The sequence below is a fragment of the Streptomyces griseorubiginosus genome (genome assembly GCF_017614965.1).
Classification (GTDB): domain Bacteria; phylum Actinomycetota; class Actinomycetes; order Streptomycetales; family Streptomycetaceae; genus Streptomyces; species Streptomyces griseorubiginosus_B.
The window spans coordinates 1-4211 of the sequence record NZ_WVUG01000481.1 but is presented as its reverse complement, the minus strand read 5'-3'; the positions used below and the strand labels follow the sequence as shown (position 1 = coordinate 4211).

At 75.4% G+C, this 4211-nt stretch carries 4 protein-coding genes; 2 read left to right on the top strand and 2 right to left on the bottom strand.

Annotated elements, in window-relative coordinates:
* On the top strand, positions 1 to 252 hold a 252-nt coding region (locus GRC12_RS42265), incomplete at its 5' end, for an aKG-HExxH-type peptide beta-hydroxylase (RefSeq protein WP_244374613.1).
* A gap of 6 nt (positions 253 to 258) precedes the next feature.
* Here GRC12_RS42265 and GRC12_RS42260 read toward each other — a convergent pair.
* A complete protein-coding gene (locus GRC12_RS42260) occupies positions 259 to 1158 on the bottom strand; it encodes a UTP--glucose-1-phosphate uridylyltransferase (protein WP_208785753.1) in 900 nt (299 codons plus the stop codon).
* Positions 1159 to 1309: 151 nt separating this feature from the next.
* The gene (locus GRC12_RS42255; RefSeq protein ID WP_208785752.1) at positions 1310 to 3841 is read right to left on the bottom strand and encodes a helicase C-terminal domain-containing protein; all 2532 of its coding nucleotides are present in this window, start codon (positions 3839 to 3841) and stop codon (positions 1310 to 1312) included.
* Between the two features lie 164 nt (positions 3842 to 4005).
* Here GRC12_RS42255 and GRC12_RS42250 point away from each other — a divergent pair.
* Positions 4006 to 4211, top strand: a 206-nt coding sequence (locus tag GRC12_RS42250; protein ID WP_439959950.1) for an HAAS signaling domain-containing protein, incomplete at its 3' end; no start/stop codon positions are given.

The window sequence follows — 4211 nt, the reverse complement described above, 5'->3', positions numbered from 1 at the left end:
CCCTGGCGCCCCGACCCGCGCCCCCTGGACGCGCTGTTCACCGGCACCTACGCCCACCTGGGTGTCTGCGACTTCTGGCACACCGAGCACACGACCGCCCCGCCCGATCCCCGGGCCGACCGGGAGCACACCACCTGGCACGGACACACCCGCGCCGCCGTCGGCACCCTCCTCGCCAGCGGCGAACTCCTGCCCGCGGGCCGCCGCTTCACCGAGGAGATGGGCCGCGCCCTGGACCGCGCCGACGTCTGAGCGGGCTCAGTCCCGCTGCTCCGTCAGCTCCGCCAGCCGGCGCAGATGCGGGCCGTACTCCGGGTCCGCCAGGGCGGCCGCGAACTGGGCGGTGAGGTAGGCGAGCGGGTTGCCGGTGTCGTACCAGCGGCCCTGGATGACCTGGCCGTACACCGCCTTGGTGGCGGCGTAGGCGTTGATGGCGTCGGTGAGGTAGATCTCGCCGGTGCGGTGCTCGTACCAGGCCCTGGTCTGCTTGCGGAGTTCCTCGACGATGCCCGGGGTGATGACATAGCCGCCGATCGCCGCGTAGGCGGAGGGCGCGTCCTCGGGCTTGGGCTTCTCCACCAGGCCGCTGATGCGCAGCAGTCCCTCGCCGAGGTCCTCCCGGACCCGGGGCACGCCGTAGCGCTCGGAGTCGGTCGGGTCCATCGGCATCAGGGCGAGCACAGCGCAGTTGGTCGCCTCGTAGGCGCGGATCAGCTGCTGGGCGCGGGGGACGTCGGCCACGAAGACGTCGTCGGGCCACAGCACCAGGATCGGCTCGTCACCGGCGTTGCGGGCCGCGTTCAGCACGGGCGTGCCGTTGCCGTACGGGCCGTGCTGGTCGAGGTAGGTGATGTGGCCGAGCCGGGACAGCTCGCCGACCTCCTCCACCGCGTCCGCGTAGGCGGTCTTGCCGTCGGCGCGCAGCTGGGCGACGAGGGCCGGATTCGGCCGGAAGTGGTCCTGGATCAGGCCCTTTCCGCCCGAGACGACGATCGTGATGTCCGTGATGCCGGACGCCACCAGCTCCCGCACGGTGTGCTCGACGACGGGCTTGTCCCCGACCGGCAGCATCTCCTTCGGGATGGCCTTGGTCAGCGGCAGCAGACGGGACCCCAGTCCGGCTGCGGGGATGACTGCGCGGCGGATCGTCGTGGCCATGGGGTCCCTTTCGTCGAAAGGCCGGTCCCGTCGTCGGAAAGCCGGACCCGGTTCCTGTCCCGTTCAGGAAACGCTGCCCGCGGGCCCGGGCCGGAAGCCCCGGGTGAACAGTTCCGGTCATGCCGGTGGAGCCGTGGCGAAGAGGCCCGCCTCACGCCTCCTCGGCCAGTTCCGCCACTCCCGTCACCCGGTGCAGCGGGTACGTCCGCACCTCGTCCGCCGTGTGGTCGTACGCCGTCACGAAGCCGCCCTCGACCCGGATCGGGGCGATGACGCGCTGGCTCGCGGCGCCCTCCGCGTTGACGTACCCGATCCACAGCGCCTCCCCGGTCAGGACGGCGGCCTGCATGGTGGCCAGGGTCTCGGCGGAGCTGGTGCGCGGCAGGGCACCGCCGCCCGCCGCGGCCGAGGGGGGCTGTTTGCGCGGGGCCGTGGAGGCCACGTCACCGGCCCTGATCGCGCGGATCGCCGCCGACAGCAGCGTCGCGTCCGGCGTCGGCGGGCCGTCCGGGACCGGCTCGGGCGCGGTGCGCGGCGGGGTGCGGTGGGCGTCGGCGCGGGTGATCAGGACGTCGCCCTCGGCGGACTCGGCGGCCGGCGCGAAACCCATCGCGCGCAGACCCTCCAGCAGGGTCGCCGGGTCGGCCTGGGTGGCCAGCACGGTGGGCGCGAGACGGCGCAGGCGCAGACCGGCGGCCCGCTTGTCGGCCATGATCTCGTTCAGCAGGGCGTCGTCGTCGCAGCGCACGTACGCCGAGGCCGCACCCACCCGCAGATGCCCGTGCCGGCGGGCCACGTCGTCGATCAGGTACGCGAGCGGCTGCGGTACCGGTGTCCGGGAGTGCGCCGCGAGGAAGGCGTGCAGGTCGGAGGCGGTCCGCCCGGCGTCGAGGGCCCGCCGCACCGACCCCGGCGTGAACCGGTAGACCGTCGCCCCGCCCTTCGACTCCACGTCCGCCAGCACCCCCAGCATGTCGGCGAGCGGCCGCTGCAAGGGCCCCGGCGCCACCGCCGTCAGGTCGGCCTGCAGCAGCACGTGGTCCAGCGGCTCGGGCAGCAGCGGCGCGAGCAGCCGGGCGGCCGCGGCGGAGGCGGTGGCCTGCTCGACGGGGGAGAGGGGCTCCACGGCGACGGGCGTGTGACGGACGGGGAGCTTGTCGCCGGGGCCCCCGGACTCCGCCCCGGCCGCCTTCTTCGCGGGCGTCGAGGACGCGGGCGCACCCAGCAGCGCCCGCCCATGAGCCGACAGCGCGCCCCGCCCCGTCACGCCCAGCATCTCCGCCTCCGACAGCGTCCAGCGGGCCAGCCGGGCGCGCAGGTCGTCGTCCTGCTGGGGCCCGCGCAGGGGCCGCTCCCAGCGCAGCCGCTCCAGCACGGACTCGGCGGACGGCGCGGTGCCCTCCGGCAACCCGGCCAGCAGCGTCAGCACCCGGTGCCGTACCTCCGGCGCGGCCGACCGGTCCAGGCCGGGCCCGAGCGCCGACAACGCACGGTCCTTCGCGTCCCGCCCGCCGACCAGCCCCGCCGTCCGGGTCGCCCTCAGCCACGTCTCCGCGAGCCGCGCCCAGCGCACGCCCGCGGGCTGCTCCAGCCACTCGTCGTACGCCGGGGTCGCCGCGAACCGCTCGTCCGCCTCCCCGTCGGACGCCAGCAGGCCCGCCGCGTAGGCGAGTTCGACCCAGAAGGCGGCGACCGGCTCGGACACGTCCAGCGCGACCGCGGTCCGCTTCAGGTCGCGCACGCTCAGCCCGCCGGCCCGCAGCACGGCGGGGCCGCCCTCGTCCCAGTCCTTCAGCAGCTCCTCGACCGTCGCCAGCGCGGTGTACGCCTGCCCGGCCGCCGTGCTGTCCACAACCTGTGGACGGTGCGTGGCCGCGGGCTCCAGGGCGGGCGGCAGCGGCTCCAGCGCGCGGTGCGCCCGTCCGCCGCGCAGATGCAGGGCCACCTCCCGGGGCAGTACGACCGTGCCGGGCGCCGTCGGCAGCAGCAGCCCGCGGTCCAGCAACTGCCGCAGGTGCGCCGCGGGATCCGGGGTGACCTGCCCGTACGGCGGCCCCCACACCAGCCGGGCGAGCACCTCCCGCGACTCCTGCGGCAGCCCGGCGAGCAGCGCGGCCATCCGCTCGCGGTCACCGAACAGGGCGGTGAGGGAGCCCACCGCCGACACCGAGTCGTGCGTCGAGGGCAGCCCGGCCGCCGTCACGATCTCCTGCACCCGGCCCGGCGACATGCCCGCCGTGGCCTCCTGCACGGTCGGCCCGAGCCCGGTCGGGGACGGGTGCTGCGGGGACGGCGCGAGCAGCTCACGGGCCGTGCGCACCAGCCGCAGCCGCTCGTCGTCGCCCCAGACCAGCGCCTGCTCCCGCAGGGTGCCGAGGGCACGCGGAAGAGCCGCGGCGACCACCGGATCACCCTCGTCGCCGGTCATCAGCCCGAGCAGCTCCCCGTACGACGCCGGGTCCGCCGCGACCGCCAGCGCCTCCGCCGTCTGCAGCGCGAACCGGTCCAGCCGCTCCAGCGCCCGCACCACGCTGGCCCGGGTACCGGCCCGGGTGGCGAGCTGGGTGAGGTCGGTGGGGACGGGGGTGATGAGATCGGGGCGAGCGCGCAGCAGTGCGGCGAGGGAGTCGTCGTCCCTCGCTCGGAGTGCCTCTGCGAGTGAACGCGGGGCCGGGGTGCTCATCCGACTCACGGTACCGGGTGGGCGGGCGTCCCAGGAGGCTCCGCCCCCGGACCCCCGGTTCGCCCGAAGGGCCCGTCCTCGGACGCCGGACGGGCTGTTCGATGCTGACCTGCGATACCTTCGTACCGCGGGCCATCCAACGCAGCCGCCCCGGAGGGGACTTCGTGGGGATCGAGAGCGACCAGGTCGTCTACGAGTATCTGAGCCGTGTCGGCGACGTGGCGCAGCAGCGGCAGCTGCCGTCGGCCACACGCATGCGCCTGGTGTCGGAGCTGCGCAACGAGATCGACCGGCGCCGCGCCGGGGGCACCGCCGACAGTCCCGCGGCCGTCCGCCGGATCATCTCCCGGCTCGGCACCCCGGACGAGGT